Raw genomic sequence first — 13501 nt, 5'->3', positions numbered from 1 at the left:
AAACATGAATAGCGAATTTTACCGGAACATAGTAATTGCAACAGATGGATCCGAGAATACCCAGAAGGCAATATCTCACGGAATTGAGATTGCAAAACTCAGCGGGGCTACGGTTCACGCACTTTATGTGGTGGACATATCTTCTTTTTCATCAATACCTATGAGCTCGGAAGTCGGCTGGGAAGCGATGTACGAGATCCTGAAGTCCGAGGGTGAAAAAGCAGTTTCTGCCGTAAAGAGCCAGGGAGAAGCAGCAGGGGTAGAAGTAAGAGAAGTTGTCCTTGAAGGAAACCCGAGCAGTGCAATTATCGAATTCGCAGAAAATAACAATGTTGACCTGATAATTATGGGAACACTTGGAAAAACCGGACTTGACAGGTTCCTTCTCGGAAGCGTTGCAGAAAAAGTTGCCAGGGGCTCAAAGGTTCCGGTAATGGTCGTTCGGAGTGGAGAAGAGAGCTGAGCTGAAGCCCTCCGTAGAGAAATAATAAAAGAAAATCCAGGATTCAGAGGATAACACAGGTGTAGATCATATGCCAAAAAACATCTTCATAGAAGATATCATGGTAAGGGACGTCGCATGCGCAACCCTGCCTGGTTCCAGGGACGAGGTTCTTAAAATCCTTAAGAACAAACACATCTCGGGGGTTCCTGTACTCAAAGATTCCAAAGTGGTCGGGATAGTGACAAGGACAAACCTCTTGCAGAACCCCGAAGAAGAACAGCTTGCCCTTCTTATGACACGGGACCCGATAACCATATCCCCTGGATCGGACCTGCAGTCCGCTGCCCGCCTGCTCCTTCAGCACGGCATCAGAAGGCTTCCGGTAGTAGACGATGGAAAGCTCGTGGGGCTTGTAACGGTTGCTGATGTTGTGGGCGCAATTGCGGATATGAATATAGACACTCCTATCAAAGACTATGTGGAAAAGGAAGTGGTGGCAATATTCAGTGAAACGCCTTTGCCTGTAGTAGCCAGGATCATGGAACTGGCTTGTGTCAAGGCTGTACCTGTACTTGATGCTGCCCTTGAACTCATAGGAATTATCTCGGACCGTGACATTATTTCTGCCAGCGTTATTGAGGACAGCGTTGAGATGTCAGACATGTCCGCAGGTCAGGACGACGATGCCTGGACATGGGAGTCCATGAGAGATACCATGAGTATTTACTACAGCGTATCCAGAATCAAAGTCCCCAATCTGATAGGAAGCGACATTATGATCCGGGAACCGATCACTGCTACTTATATTGCCTCTATAAGCGACTGTGCAAGAAAAATGAAGCGTAACAGGATCGACCAGATACCGATAATTAATTCAAACCGCAAGCTTCAGGGGCTCTTAAGAGACCACGACCTGCTGAAGCCCCTTATAGAAGCCTGAATAGTGGTAAAGGACAGTTTTGAGCCGGGGAAGGAGTTATCATTTCCCCTGTTCAAACCTTCCCGGCTAAAAAATTAAATGGTAAAAAATTAAACAGCTAAAAAATAAAAACGTGATTCTCAATTACGTGACTCTCAATTCAATACTTTTTTTCAGGAGCTAAAAAATGGACAGGCCCTTTATTTTTATAAATTCTGCTATGTCAGCTGACGGCAAGCTCTCAACAAAGGAAAGAAAGCAGGTAAAGATCTCTGGAAAACTTGATTTTGAGAGAATGGATGAACTCAGGGCTCATGCAGATGCGATTATGGTGGGAATAGGGACCGTACTTGCCGATGACCCCAGCCTGACAGTAAAATCCCCTGAAAGAAAGGCAGCCAGAAAAGCTGCCGGAAAGAGTGAAAATCCCGTAAGGGTTGTTGTTGACAGCTCAGCAAGGACACCTCTTAATGCCGATATCTTCAAAAAAGGTGAAGGGCTCAGGATAATTGCTGTTTCAAATTCCGCCCCTGAAGAAAAAATCAGGATGCTGGAAAAAAAAGCCCTTGTCATAAAAACAGGAGCTTTTAGAGTTGACCTTACCGAGCTTGCAGCGAAATTAAAGGAAATGGGTATAAACAGCCTCATGGTCGAGGGAGGCGCAACCCTGAACTGGGGCATGCTTTCCGCAGGTCTTGTTGATGAGGTATATACTTTTGTTGGAAACCTTATCATAGGAGGGAAAACAGCTCCAACCTTTACTGACGGGGAAGGTTTTACAGAAAACGAACTCCTCGGGCTTGAACTGTTTTCAGCTGAAAAAATTGAAGATGGAATACTTCTGAAGTGGAAGGTCAAAGGGAAGAAGAACTGAAAACCTTTTTTATAGAATCATTTTAAAAATACTCTCTTTTCTTATTTTCATAGAATTATTTTGGCAGTGTGCCTAATTTGCTGTAAATTTGAAGTCAATTTTTTGTGTATTATGGGAAAATTGATCTCCCGATATGGAAGTTTCTACCAAAGAACTTCTTGAGATTTGTGATTTTACAGAACTTATGTTACACTGTCATTATTTTAAAAATATTCTCTTTTTTTATGCTTACAAAATTGCCTTTTTCGGCAACAGTTATGCCTTATCTTTCAGACTCTTTTGCGAGTTTTTGTTTTTCAAACCCGCCTTTGCAATATACAAAAATTTCCAGGTCACATTCACCTTTAAGAAATTCACGCATTTTTCGGTCATAGGTTCTCTGGATGTGTTTTAAACCATTTGTCCTGAAATGAGCCTTCACAGCTTCGAAAAAGCCAATCACCTGCTGGAGATAAGCTTCTTCATAAGCCCTTGTCTCCAGTGCAATTTCTTTACATGCCGGATCGTCGAGATCTGAGTGATAACTCCCGTGCTCGTTTAAGCCGCTTATCTGCCGCCAGTCCACTTTTCCGGTTTCATCGGCTTCCCTGTGCAGCATATGTGGGTATACTCTGCAGATTGAAGGGCGGCTTTCATAAATCCTGCATCTTTTATTTTCAAGGAAAATGCAGGAGCCGTCAGGTTTTGTTTTCAGGGCATAGCCTGATACATAGAACCTGCCGTTCTGGTCGCAAAACTCATAATACGGGGCAGGAGTGACGGCATCAGGGTCTATGCTTCTTACTCGTTCCAGGTCCGAGTCCAGCAGGAACACATGGTCGTTAAACTCTCTGGTGCAGCAGCGGGCACAGAGTTCACATTTGAACCCTAGTTCCCTGATTATGCCGACAAATTCGGAGTCAGGAAAATTTCTTAAATCCCGAAGTTCCTCGTGCATTTCGGCAAGCCTGGTGTCAATTGGGTCATTTTTTACGGGAATCACCTCTCCAGAAAAAGAATATGGCTTTCAGAAGAGCTTTTAAGGTTCAAGCCAGTTTCAGTCGGATTTATACGCATCTTCGGAATTATTTATACCTTACGTATATCTGCCATTTTTTTATGCCTGAATTCCTCCGGATATCCGTAACATTTAACTAGTAGCATTTCTCTTTATGATAAACTCAAGGCTTGATTAAACCATAGTCTCTTACTTCAGGCTTTTTAAGGAATATCAGATATTCCGATCAAGATCATTGAAAGATTACCTATTTGATAATCATCGAATCAGATTACCTTTTTGCCAAATCGCTGCTGAAGGAAAAAATCCGCGGCAAACAGCAGCGATAGGCGAGAAGGCGGATACGGTATGTGAATAAATCATCAATGAATTAAAGCAAATATAGATAAATTCAAATCAAAATCAGCGAGGAATGATAATGGGCAAAACCGGCAGCATTGATTGGGTAAAGGTAAAAGGCAGAAAAGGCAAAGTAATCAAGGTCCAAAAATCAAAATCACAGAAAGCACACCCCGGACCTGCACAGCGCTTCACCTCTTCAGGCCACAAGAGGCGCTTCATAAGAAGATCTGCAAAAGCCCTTGTAAAATAATCGGGCTTTTTCATTTTACCATTTTTAATTATCAATTTTTTTTAGGTCACTGAATTTTAATCAATTCAGGTCTTTTTCTATCACTGGAAGGTTATTTCCACCAGCCCTGCCTATAAAAAAATAGTTCTTTGATTAAAATAATTTTGTTGAGTAAAAATGATATTTTTGATTAAAAATAGCTTTTTTGATCCTCGATATGGAGTTTTGGATTCCTGCTCTCAAAAGCTGACGCTTTAAAAATTCAAAATCAAAGCCTGAGAGCAAAGTATGCGATGCCTACTCCCAGAAGACAGAGGATAACATTGAGGAAAATATTCAGAAAAAATGAAACGTTCTGTCCGTCTTCCAGTAGCTTGAAGGTTTCGTAAGCAAAGGTTGAGAAGGTCGTGAAGGAGCCGAGAATTCCTATATTTACCAGATAGACCACGGACTCGGGCTCAGAGGAAAAAGTAAGAAGGGAAAGCACAATGCTTCCCAGAAAATTTACTGTAAGGGTTCCTGCCGGGATACTCCGGATTTTTGGCATTCGGCTTGAAATAGTATAGCGAAGAGACGCCCCTATAAAACCGCCCGTGCCTATCAAAAAAAGATCTCCGATGTTTGCCGCAGGAAGCATGGATCAAATCTCCCTGCTTGAGAGAGCTTTTATAAAGCTCCTGCCAAAGAATACGCCTGTAAGGGTAAGAAATAGGTTGGCGCTGATATTTCCAAGGGCAGGAAGAAAAGCCATACTGAAAGACTGGACAGCAAACGTCGAGAAGGTTGTGAACGCCCCTATGAAACCGGTCCCGAATGCCAGTCTTCCTTTAGGACCTATGAAGCTCAGGTACTCAGCATCATACATTATCATACCCAGCATAAAACTCCCGAGTACATTTACAGAAAGGATGCCAAGCTGCCCATCCACATGCTCACAGATCAAAAATCGGCAAACGGCTCCCAGAAAGCCGCCGAGTCCTATTAATAAAACTTTATCCATTTCTTTGTCAGGGGAGGGCATGTTTTCACTTTTATTAAAAAATTGCAATAAAGGACGGTTAATTCTTTCCTATTACCTCCTGCAAGTATAAAATACTATTTATTTTAAAAGAAGAGAAAAGTGGAGGAAGTAAGCCATAGCTGCTTATTGATGTTTTTTTCACTCAATTAAAAAAACATCAACTTCCTGCCCATCTTCATAACCTTCTATATTTTCAGGCACCAGCACATAACCGTCAGCCTTTGCAACCGAGCTCAGAACTCCTGCCTTTCCCGTAAGAGGGCGTACTTTATCCCCATCAAAAACAACCCGAACGAAATTAACATATCCTATTTTAGAACTTATTTTTGCAGCCAGCCGTTTTCTGAAGACAAATTCCGGCGCTTTGGGTATCGACCCCAGCTTCCTTATCCCGGGGCGGACAAAGAAATACAGGGCAACAAGCCCGGCAACCGGGTAGCCTGGAAGGCAAACCAGAGGAGTTTTACCTATAACCCCAAGCGCTGCAGGCTTTCCAGGACTGACCGCCACCCCATGGACAAGCAGTTTTCCCAGAGATTCCACAACTTCGGGAGCATGGTCTCTTTTGCCGACCGAAGTCCCTCCTGATAGGAGAATCATGTCAGCGTCAAGGTTTGCTTCTATGGCTTCCTTTATACTCTCAGGACGGTCAGGCACAATACCTGTATATCTGGGAACTCCACCCCACTTTTCCACATAAAGAGCAGTCATAAGCCCGTTCGTTTCGAGCACCATTCCGGGGGGAGGAACTTGCCCGGCCTTTTCACGGCTTACCAGTTCATCTCCTGTAGGGATGACCGCAACCACAGGTTTTCTGAAAACTTTCGCCATATCCAGTCCGAGAGAGGCAAGAACTGCAGCATCACAGGGGCGAAGGAGGTGCCCTTCCTTAAAAACCAGATCTTCTTTTTTGATATCCTCTCCAGCCTGTCCCACATTCTTTCCCGGATGGACCTGAGCCCTGATTTCAACCATGTTTCCGGCTGTAACGGTGTCCTCAACCACCACAACAGCATCAGCCCCTTCAGGCAGAACAGCTCCCGTATGAACCCACATAGCAGTTCCTTCCTCTACGCAATCCGAAAGCTGCAAAAACACGGGATTTGAAGGAGAAGCGCCCGAAGTATCAGATGACCTGACAGCATATCCATCCATTGCAGCGCGCCTGTAGTGAGGGACATCCCTTCCGGAAATTACAGGCTCTGCAAGTACCCTGCCTGCACAGGCTTCAAGCGGTACTTCTTCAGTGTGACTCAGAGAAGAAAAGCTCTCAAGGAAAAGCTCCAAAGCCTCGTCAATGGAAGTACGTTCTTTGAATATCCTGCCCATACTCCTGGCCCCCTGAAAACTTATCCTCCGGAGACAGGAGGAAGAACCCCAATTTCATCCGAATCTTTAAGGTCAGTGTCAAGCCCTTCAAGGTGCCTGACATTATTCCCGTTTATCAGGACGTTAATGGAAGCACAAAGAACCGGGCTTTCATCTTCTCCATCGTTCTTTTCAAAAATGAGTTCCTTTAAAGCGGGATGTTTTTCTGTAAGAGACAGAAGGACATCAATAACCTTTTCTCCGGAAAGAAGGAGTTCCGGTGTGCCTGCTCCCTCACGCAGATTTGCAAATAACTTAACTTTTACTTCAGCCATGAGGAAGACTATTTCATCCTACTCCTTAAATATACCTATGCCTTATAAGAAGCATCCATTACCGGAAGGTTCGGGAAACAATGCGGAAAATTCCAGGTTATGAAAACACAAATTCGGAGGTTCCGGATAAAAAATACTGGCTTTACGGGCTTATGATTGTGTTTTTTGCCCTTGCCTTCAGATTATTCGAGCTGGGAGAGAGGGTTCTCCACCACGATGAAAGCATACATGCCAGTTTTACCCTCAAACTTCTTGAACACGGCGAGTACAGTTACGATCCAGCCTACCACGGCCCGTTCCTATTCCATTCTACTGCAGCTGTTTTTCATTTTCTCGGAATAACTGACACGACATCCCGCCTTGTCCCGGTCCTGTTCGGAGTTGCAACAATCCTTTTACTTTTTTTGCTGAGAAAAGAACTGGGAAAGAACGGTGTTCTCTGGTCGATGTTTCTGCTTGCTTTTTCTCCGAGTATGGTGTATTTTTCCAGGTTCTTCAGAAATGATATGATAATTATATTCTGCACCCTGGCCGCAGTGACAGGCACATTCCGATATCTTGACAGCATACACAGCTTAAAGCGGTACCCTTACCTCATCCTGGTGGCCTCATCCCTTGCCGTTGCAGTGTCATCAAAAGAAAATGCTTACATAATTCTTGCCGTCTTCGGGGCTTATGCCGGATTGGGCTTTCTTTACTGGATTTGTTCAGACTGGAAAAAAGAGAATATGGGATTAAAGAAGACCCTGCGCAGTAAGACTTCGGCTCTTTTGCCCTATCTTCCTGAGATCATCCTTTCAGGGGCACTCTCTGTTTTGATTATAATGTTTTTTTACTCCAGTGCTTTCAGGTACGATGTATCTCTTTTTTCAATAGTGGAAAGGGCCTTTAATCACTGGATGGAAATGCACAGGATAGAGAGGATTGGAGGTCCCTTTTACTATTATATCCCTATTCTCCTCAGATATGAGATTCCGGTTGTACTCTTTGGGGCTGCTGGCTTTTTTTATTTCCTGTTTAATAGAGTGAGAAATAAAGGGCAGAATTATTCATTTTTCCTTTTCCTTTGCTACTGGGCGCTTACAAGCTTGCTGCTATATTCATATATTCAGGAAAAAGTCCCCTGGCTTGTCGTTCACATAGTTTTGCCTTTCGGACTTCTGGCGGGAGCCTTTCTTGGAGAAGTATTTTCTAAAAAGAATAAAGACGGACAGCCGAAAAAGCCTGATTACCCTGGTAAAATCCGTGCTCTACTTACAGTAATTCTTGTGCTTACTCTGCTTGTCTTCATTAGCCAGTGCATCTCGGTAAATTATTATAGAAGTATGGAAGACGAGGAACTGATAACATACACGCAGGCATCTCCTGATATCAGGATACTGATGGAGAAGATAGAGGGATTCAATGAAAGCCCTGATACCCTTAGAATTTACGTGATTGACCAGTATCAACTCTACTGGCCCCTTCCCTGGTACCTGCGGGACTATGAAAGAGCGGCATACTCTTCAAAACCACCGTCGAGCAGCAAATACGATGCTATAATCGTCCCCATATCCTGTGATATGTACAGGGAACTTTCAGAAGAAGAATATTCTTCCTACAATTTCACCCTGCGCCCTGGAAGGGATTTCACTCTTTATTATAACAACAAACTTGAACAGCAATAAACTTGAACAGAAACAAACCTGAAAAACAACAAACCCGAACAGCAACAAATTTGAAAAGTACCAATATTGAAAAGCAACAAACCTGAAAAAATCAGATAACCCATTCTCTACAGTGAAACTGAGATTCCTGTTTTTTTATATAAATCCAGAAACAAATAGTAGTGGATACTATAGATTGGAAAACAGTAAGGAAGGTATAAAAATAGCCGTGGAGGGGTATCATTCTGGCAGAGAGCTTTATGCAGAAAAAAACCTCCGGGAAAAAAGATGATAATGCAGAAACGGAGAAAAACTCCAGAAAAGAAGAAGAATTTTCTGAATCTATGAAAGAGCCCTCTCAGAAGGATAATCCCAGGGAAGCAGAGGCGTTTTTTGAATCAATTGTCAGGGGATCCGAAGGCTGCCTCTGGATGACTATTGAAGAGCTTATGACCCGGGACCTTGTAACGGTAAATGAAGATGCACCTGTTGAAGAAGTTTTTTCACTTTTTGCAAAAAATCCCTACCATACCCTGCCCGTAGTTAACAAAAAAGGAGAGCTCGCAGGGGTTATTGACCTTGACATTGTTCTTGAGATCCTGCTTTTATGCCTGATGCCCAGAGCTAAATATACGCCCCTTGCAGCCAGAAGGTCGCTCGGAGAAAACGCAAAAGAAATTATGATTACGCACCCTGTGACAATCTCATTAAATTCCACGTTGAAAGATGTTTCTGACCTTATGATGAAAAACAGGTTTGACCGCGTTTATGTGAGCGAGAATGGAAAACTCGTGGGGATCATATCAAAAAGAGACCTTGTGAAAGAGATATGCAGACGGAGAAAAATGGATGCATGAAAAAGAATTCTTAAGAAAAAGATGGGCAATAAAGCAAAATTAAAAAAGGAGGCTAAAAAGGAAATTTAAAAAGGAGCTGTAAAAAGGAATTTAAAAAGAGGGTATAAAAGAAAATTTAAAAAGAGGGTATAAAAGGAAATTAAAAAATAAAAACAAACGTGTAAATAAGAACCGGGGGGTAAAGCAATAAGTGCTCTGTTTCAGGTACTGTTTCTCATTTTCAGCGTGAAATTTTTTGGTGAGATAGCAGAAAGGGCCGGAGTCCCCTCAGTTATGGGAGAAATTCTGGCTGGGATTCTGTTTGGAGCACTTTTTCTGGATGTGGAAACCGGGATAATAACTTTTTTTGCTCAGCTAGGGTCCATTTTCCTGCTTTTTACCGCAGGATATAAAGAAGTGAGCCTGAGGGACCTGAGACCCGCAGTACTGGTTGCCTTTATCCCTACTCTCACCCAGCTGGTTTTTGCCTTTGCATTCGGGTTCATGCTTGGGAAAATCTTTAATTTTACATTTCTTCAAAGCCTTTTTATGGCGGTTGCTCTCAGCCCGACAGCCATAGGAGTGGTTATCAGAATTCTTATAGACCTTAACTACCTGTCCAGCAGACCTGGCCTAGTAATGCTTTCTTCGGCGGTTCTGGACGATATTATAGCAATATCCCTTCTCTCCCTGATTGTTACCTTTGCCCGTTTTAACCGCGCACCTTCTGCCCTGGCAGTTCTTACAATCTCAGGAAAGATCCTGCTTTTCCTGCTGATTATGTACATCCTCGGAAAATATTTCTTTCCCAGGCTTTTTGTCCATGCCCAGAAAATGCACGCAAAAGAAGCAGTATTTTCCCTTGTGGTTATGACAGCCCTTTTTTCTTCCTATCTTGCAGAGTTATTTGAGCTTCATGCAACAATAGGAGCATTCATAGGAGGGATGTTAATTTCTGAAATTCCCCTTGCAAAGATTCCTGACGTGCAGAGCAAAGTAGAGGGACTGGCTTACGGGATTTTAATCCCACTTTTTTTCGCGTTCATAGGATATTCAATTGATCTTTACGCCCTGGTAAAAGCAGGTATTTTCGTCCCTGTGGTCACCCTCCTGGCCCTCTCAGGAAAGCTGATAGGGGGATTCATAGGGTCAAAAGCCATAGGGTTCAATTTTTGCGAAAGCCTCGCATTTGGGGCAGGGGTCATGCCCAGGGCAGGAATAGAGCTTGTGATGCTGACAATAGGAAGAGGGATCGGAATTATAGGCGAAGAAATATTCTCAGCCATGGTGTTTATGGTTATTGTGTCCATTCTGATTTCACCTTCGGCTTTGAAATTTGCGATCCAGGCAGAAAGAAAAAACAAAACAGGCAATGAATTAAAGGTTGGATAAGAGTGAACAACCCGGAAGTTGAAAAGAGCAGGAGCATGAGTTTTAAGAATAGGGCACGAAAAAATACCCCTGCACCGCTTATAAGGTTCCCTTTAATCAGACTTTTCCCCACTATTTATGCTAATCAGACTTTTCCCCATTATTTATGCTAATCAGACTTTTCCCCGTTATTTACGTTAATCAGCCCTTTTCCCGTTATTTATGTGCTTTACAATTTCCATGGAAATGAGGGTGGTGGAGGCTAAAGCGAGTATGATCCCCCATTCCGGAAGGGAAAGGGGAACTGTACTGAAAGCAAGTTGAAGGAACGGGACATAAATAACCATCAACTGCAGGACCACCGTGGTAAGGACTGCGTAAATCAGGGCTTTGTTTGTAAACAGCCCCAGAGAAAAGACCGAATACCTGTCAGACCGCCAGTTAAAGGCATTAAACATCTCTGAAAATACTACAAGTGTAAAAACCATTGTCTGCAGTTTGGAAAGGGAAAAGCCGCTCTCCAGAGACCAGACTAAAACTATCAGTGCCTGCAAAGTGACAAGGATCCCTATTCCGAGCCCGGCAGTTATCTCACGGCGTGTAATAAGCCCTTCTTCAACGTTCCTGGGCTTCTGCCTCATAAGCCCCCTATCAGGAGGCTCAACTGAAAGAGCCATAGGAGGAAGCCCGTCTGTAATGAGGTTAATCCACAGGATCTGTACAGCCATAAGAGGAAGTATCTGCCAGCCCAGGATTGCTATGAGAACGATCAGTACCTCCCCTATGTGGCAGGTAAGCCCGTATGTGATGAAGTTTCTAATATTTTTAAAGATATTCCGGCCTTCTTCAACTGCCGAGACGATTGACGCAAAATTATCATCGGTAAGGATCATGCTTGAAGCTTCTTTACTGACGTCCGTGCCCGTGATACCCATGGCTATGCCCATGTCCGCAGCTTTAAGGGCAGGGGCATCGTTTACCCCGTCACCTGTCATTGCCACAACATAGCCTTTCTTTTTAAGGGCTTCCACAACCCTCAATTTGTGGGCAGGGTAGACACGTGCATAAACCGAGACCCTCTCAACCCTGTCCTCAAATTCTTTTTCTTCAAGGCTGTCAAGTTCCGAACCTGTAAGTGTCAGGTCGTTCTCTTTCAGAATACCGAGTTCCCGGGCGATTGCAGCCGCTGTAACCTTATGGTCCCCGGTTATCATCACGGTCTTGATTCCGGCATCCTCGCAGGTTCTGATCGCAGCCTTTACCTCTTCTCTGGGAGGGTCTCTCATGCCAGTTAAACCTGAAAAAACCATATCTTCTTCGGCCCGTTCCACAGGGATTTTCCCGGAAGAGATTTTTTCGGGAGAGAATCCCTCTTCAAACGGGCGGAAAGAAAAAGCCATGACTCTCAGAGCCTGGTCAGCAAGCTCTTTTACTTCCTCTAAGATCTCCTGCTTCTGCCCATGGGTTAAAGTTTTTATTTCGCCGTCAAGGAAAATCTTCGTGCATGAACCGAGAATAACCTCAGGAGCCCCTTTCGAAAAAGCTACCAGTTCGGAATCAAGTACATCCCCGGGAAAATCATCCAGTTTATTAAAAGTGGTCATTCTCTTGCTTTCGGAAGAAAAAGGAATTTCCGCAAGCCTGGGATATTTACTGTCAAGTTCGGATTTTTCAAAACCAGCCTTTGCCGCAGCGACCACAAGAGCTGCTTCTGTCGGGTCTCCCCTGATTTTCCACCCGTCTTCTTCTTTATAGAGGTTTGAATCGTTACATAAAGCAGCCGAGAGCAGCAGGACCCTAAGGTGAATATCGTCCCCGGAGACCTCAGGGTCTTCTTTCTCCGAATCTCCTTTCAGGAATTTCCCATCCGGGTCATATCCGCCTCCCGTGACCCTGAGAATCTGCCTGTCAACATAAATCCTCTCAACTGTCATTTTATTCTGGGTAAGCGTGCCTGTTTTATCCGAACATATGACATTGGTAGCACCAAGGGTTTCTACGGAAGGAAGTTTTCTTACAAGGGCATGCCTTTTGACCATGCGCCTTACTCCAAGCCCGAGCCCCACAGTGACAACCGCAGGCAGAGCTTCAGGTATGGCAGCAACTGCAAGCGCAACCCCCCAGAGAAACATATCAAGAGGTGGAAAGCCTAAAAAAACACCCAGAACTGCAACAAAAGCTACGATTACTATGGTCGCCCCGCCGATCCACCTGCCGAATTTGTCAAGGCTTTCCTGGAGAGGAGTCCTTGACCTTTCTATTGTCCCCAGAAGCCCGGCAAGTTCTCCAAAAGAGGTTTTCATGCCTGTTGCCGTAATAACGGCTTTCCCTCTCCCATAAGCAACCGCAGTCCCTGCATAGACCATATTATTCCTGTCAGCCTCGGAAGTGCCTGCCGGCAGGGCATCGGTAACCTTCTGGGCAGGTACGGATTCCCCGGTAAGGGAGGATTCATCGACTTTGAGGTTAAACTCTTCAATTATCCTGGCATCTGCAGGAATACGGTCCCCGGTCTGGAGCAAAATAATGTCTCCGGGAACCAGATAGGTTGAGGGGATTTTTTTTTCACTGCCATTTCGTACTACAGTTGCTTCCGGGGATGTAAGAGATTTAAGGAGCTCGATTGCTTTTTCAGCCCTGTACTCTTGAACAAAACCGAGGATTCCGGCAAGAAAAACGGTAAATAAAATCACAGCAGCATCAATGGCTTCGCCAAGAAGAGCCGAAACGATGGCAGCAATTACAAGGATGAGAATTAGAATGCTTTTAAATTGCGAGAGAAAGAGCCTGAAAACAGAGACTTTTTCTTTTTCTTTAAGCTCGTTTTTTCCGTATTCTTCCAGTCTCTTTTCGGCATCTTCGGGGCTCAGCCCCTTTACTGATGTCCTCAGTTCCCCAAAAACCGAGCTGATATCCTGATCGTAGTACAACCCTGGACCTCGTTAAATTAAAAACGGGATAACACTGAATTCAATATGTCGTGTACTATGATATAAATTAGTTTAACGTATATATATCGGTTAGACAGAGCGATATGCAAAATGGCTTTTAAGAAGCTGTCATTCTAGAAAATCACTCTACGAGAAGATAATACTCAGAATCCATCTATTTGATACATAGAATCCATCTATTTTTGTATGCGGGAGTTTTATAATCATAAAAATCAACTATCAAAATT

The 13501-nt window shown here is 43.9% G+C and carries 13 protein-coding genes; 7 read left to right on the top strand and 6 right to left on the bottom strand.

The window, feature by feature from the left end; all coding sequences use genetic code 11:
- Positions 1 to 4: 4 nt before the first annotated feature.
- The 3 genes from MSMAS_RS02535 to MSMAS_RS02525 all read left to right on the top strand — a co-directional run bounded on the left by MSMAS_RS02535 (position 5) and on the right by MSMAS_RS02525 (position 2238).
- A complete protein-coding gene (locus MSMAS_RS02535; RefSeq protein ID WP_011032774.1) occupies positions 5 to 463 on the top strand; it encodes a universal stress protein in 459 nt (152 codons plus the stop codon).
- Between the two features lie 70 nt (positions 464 to 533).
- On the top strand, positions 534 to 1385 hold the full coding sequence (locus MSMAS_RS02530; protein WP_011032775.1) for a CBS domain-containing protein: 852 nt from the start codon (positions 534 to 536) through the stop codon (positions 1383 to 1385).
- A gap of 166 nt (positions 1386 to 1551) precedes the next feature.
- On the top strand, positions 1552 to 2238 hold the full coding sequence (locus tag MSMAS_RS02525; protein WP_048036542.1) for a 2,5-diamino-6-(ribosylamino)-4(3H)-pyrimidinone 5'-phosphate reductase: 687 nt from the start codon (positions 1552 to 1554) through the stop codon (positions 2236 to 2238).
- 262 nt (positions 2239 to 2500) lie between these two features.
- On the opposite strand, the gene MSMAS_RS02520 is transcribed toward MSMAS_RS02525, so the two are convergent.
- Complete coding sequence (locus MSMAS_RS02520; RefSeq protein WP_011032777.1) at positions 2501 to 3220, bottom strand: YkgJ family cysteine cluster protein; 720 nt, start codon at positions 3218 to 3220, stop codon at positions 2501 to 2503.
- 433 nt (positions 3221 to 3653) lie between these two features.
- Between MSMAS_RS02520 and MSMAS_RS18545 the strand changes: the two genes are divergently transcribed.
- Positions 3654 to 3827 (top strand): DUF5350 domain-containing protein, encoded by a 174-nt coding sequence (locus tag MSMAS_RS18545; RefSeq protein WP_015411380.1) that lies wholly within the window; start codon positions 3654 to 3656, stop codon positions 3825 to 3827.
- A 247-nt stretch (positions 3828 to 4074) separates the two neighbouring features.
- On the opposite strand, the gene crcB (MSMAS_RS02515) is transcribed toward MSMAS_RS18545, so the two are convergent.
- From crcB (MSMAS_RS02515) to MSMAS_RS02500, 4 genes are all read right to left on the bottom strand, one after another.
- Entirely contained in the window at positions 4075 to 4443 is a 369-nt protein-coding gene (gene crcB, locus MSMAS_RS02515; RefSeq protein ID WP_011032778.1) for a fluoride efflux transporter CrcB, read from the bottom strand.
- A gap of 3 nt (positions 4444 to 4446) precedes the next feature.
- Positions 4447 to 4827 (bottom strand): fluoride efflux transporter CrcB, encoded by a 381-nt coding sequence (crcB, locus tag MSMAS_RS02510; protein ID WP_011032779.1) that lies wholly within the window; start codon positions 4825 to 4827, stop codon positions 4447 to 4449.
- Between the two features lie 138 nt (positions 4828 to 4965).
- Positions 4966 to 6156, bottom strand: coding sequence for a molybdopterin molybdotransferase MoeA (locus tag MSMAS_RS02505; RefSeq protein ID WP_048036544.1), 1191 nt, complete (start codon positions 6154 to 6156; stop codon positions 4966 to 4968).
- 20 nt (positions 6157 to 6176) lie between these two features.
- Positions 6177 to 6470: a ubiquitin-like small modifier protein 1 gene (locus MSMAS_RS02500; RefSeq protein ID WP_015411382.1), complete on the bottom strand. Its 294-nt coding sequence runs from the start codon at positions 6468 to 6470 to the stop codon at positions 6177 to 6179.
- A gap of 80 nt (positions 6471 to 6550) precedes the next feature.
- On the opposite strand from MSMAS_RS02500, the gene MSMAS_RS02495 reads away from it, so the two are divergent.
- The 3 genes from MSMAS_RS02495 (at position 6551) to MSMAS_RS02485 (ending at position 10344) form a co-directional block, all read left to right on the top strand.
- On the top strand, positions 6551 to 8137 hold the full coding sequence (locus tag MSMAS_RS02495) for a flippase activity-associated protein Agl23 (protein WP_015411383.1): 1587 nt from the start codon (positions 6551 to 6553) through the stop codon (positions 8135 to 8137).
- 239 nt (positions 8138 to 8376) lie between these two features.
- A complete protein-coding gene (locus tag MSMAS_RS02490; protein WP_048036546.1) occupies positions 8377 to 8973 on the top strand; it encodes a CBS domain-containing protein in 597 nt (198 codons plus the stop codon).
- 225 nt (positions 8974 to 9198) lie between these two features.
- Positions 9199 to 10344 (top strand): cation:proton antiporter, encoded by a 1146-nt coding sequence (locus MSMAS_RS02485; RefSeq protein ID WP_011032784.1) that lies wholly within the window; start codon positions 9199 to 9201, stop codon positions 10342 to 10344.
- A 176-nt stretch (positions 10345 to 10520) separates the two neighbouring features.
- Here the strand turns inward: MSMAS_RS02485 and MSMAS_RS02480 are convergent, their stop codons facing one another.
- Positions 10521 to 13253, bottom strand: coding sequence for a calcium-translocating P-type ATPase, SERCA-type (locus tag MSMAS_RS02480; protein ID WP_011032785.1), 2733 nt, complete (start codon positions 13251 to 13253; stop codon positions 10521 to 10523).
- Positions 13254 to 13501 lie beyond the last annotated feature (248 nt).

Origin of the sequence: Methanosarcina mazei S-6, assembly GCF_000970205.1 — an archaeon.
Lineage (GTDB): Archaea > Halobacteriota > Methanosarcinia > Methanosarcinales > Methanosarcinaceae > Methanosarcina > Methanosarcina mazei.
Note: the sequence above shows the minus strand (reverse complement) of the source record. Positions and strands in the feature narration are given on the sequence as shown.

Bases quoted from the DNA above. Each gene is read 5' to 3' on its own strand.
- crcB (WP_011032779.1), bottom strand. From the start codon at position 4,827: ATGCCCTCCCCTGACAAAGAAATGGATAAAGTTTTATTAATAGGACTC.
- MSMAS_RS02505 (WP_048036544.1), bottom strand. From the start codon at position 6,156: ATGGGCAGGATATTCAAAGAACGTACTTCCATTGACGAGGCTTTGGAG.
- MSMAS_RS02490 (WP_048036546.1), top strand. From the start codon at position 8,377: ATGCAGAAAAAAACCTCCGGGAAAAAAGATGATAATGCAGAAACGGAG.
- MSMAS_RS02530 (WP_011032775.1), top strand. From the start codon at position 534: ATGCCAAAAAACATCTTCATAGAAGATATCATGGTAAGGGACGTCGCA.
- MSMAS_RS02525 (WP_048036542.1), top strand. From the start codon at position 1,552: ATGGACAGGCCCTTTATTTTTATAAATTCTGCTATGTCAGCTGACGGC.
- MSMAS_RS02500 (WP_015411382.1), bottom strand. From the start codon at position 6,470: ATGGCTGAAGTAAAAGTTAAGTTATTTGCAAATCTGCGTGAGGGAGCA.
- MSMAS_RS18545 (WP_015411380.1), top strand. From the start codon at position 3,654: ATGGGCAAAACCGGCAGCATTGATTGGGTAAAGGTAAAAGGCAGAAAA.
- crcB (WP_011032778.1), bottom strand. From the start codon at position 4,443: ATGCTTCCTGCGGCAAACATCGGAGATCTTTTTTTGATAGGCACGGGC.
- MSMAS_RS02495 (WP_015411383.1), top strand. From the start codon at position 6,551: ATGCGGAAAATTCCAGGTTATGAAAACACAAATTCGGAGGTTCCGGAT.
- MSMAS_RS02535 (WP_011032774.1), top strand. From the start codon at position 5: ATGAATAGCGAATTTTACCGGAACATAGTAATTGCAACAGATGGATCC.